The following is a 751-nucleotide window of genomic DNA, read 5'->3' as shown; positions in this document are numbered from 1 at the left end:
CTGCCGAGCTCCGCGCCGGCTTCCGCGAAGATCTCGTCGAGGATCCAGCGCATGGTGAAGACGGTGGGCCCGGCCTCGATCCGGGTCCCGCCGACGGCGACGCTGCGCATCTTGCCGCCGGGCGCGTCGGCCGCCTCGAGCAGCGTCACGTCGCATCCGGCGCAGGCGAGCCGCAAAGCGGCGACGAGCCCGCCGATGCCGCCCCCGATCACCACGACCCGCTCGATCGCCATCGTTCCTCCGCGGCGTTGACGATCCGGCATTGATCTCCGGAGCCGCAAGTGTCAATCATAGATGACACCTGAGAAAGTCAACGCAAATTGACACGGGAGGCCACGGTGGACGCAGGCCAGCGCATCGAACGGACCCTGGACATCGCCGTCGCCTACGCGGAAGCGCCGGGCGCACCACCGCGGCTCGCGGAGGCGATCCGCTATGCGGTGTTCCCAGGGGGCCACCGCATCCGACCGCGGCTCTGCCTCGCGGTGGCCGCCGCCTGCGGCGACGACGACCCGCAGGGGGCCGAAGCCGCAGCCGCCGCGATCGAGCTGCTGCACTGCGCGTCCCTCGTCCACGACGACCTGCCCTGCTTCGACGACGCCGAGACGCGTCGGAAGAAGGCCGCCGTCCACGTCGCCTTCGGCGAGCCGCTGGCGGTGCTCACCGGCGACGCGCTGATCGTGCTGGCGTTCGAGACGCTGGCCCGCGGTGCAGCCAAGCACCCGCAGCGGCTGGCCGCGCTGGTCGGGCT

General features: G+C 71.9%; 2 protein-coding genes. One reads left to right on the top strand and one right to left on the bottom strand.

Annotation, left to right across the window (positions count from 1 at the left end; translation table 11 throughout):
• Nucleotides 1-233, bottom strand: a 233-nt coding sequence (locus tag FV222_RS28165; protein ID WP_147816419.1) for an FAD-dependent oxidoreductase, incomplete at its 3' end; no start/stop codon positions are given.
• Nucleotides 234-338: 105 nt separating this feature from the next.
• Here FV222_RS28165 and FV222_RS28160 point away from each other — a divergent pair.
• Nucleotides 339-751 (top strand): polyprenyl synthetase family protein (locus FV222_RS28160; protein WP_187277524.1); only part of this gene is annotated, 413 nt, incomplete at its 3' end.

The organism is Methylobacterium sp. WL103, assembly GCF_008039885.1.
GTDB classification, from domain to species: Bacteria; Pseudomonadota; Alphaproteobacteria; order Rhizobiales; family Beijerinckiaceae; genus Methylobacterium; species Methylobacterium cerastii.
Note: the sequence above shows the minus strand (reverse complement) of the source record. Positions and strands in the feature narration are given on the sequence as shown.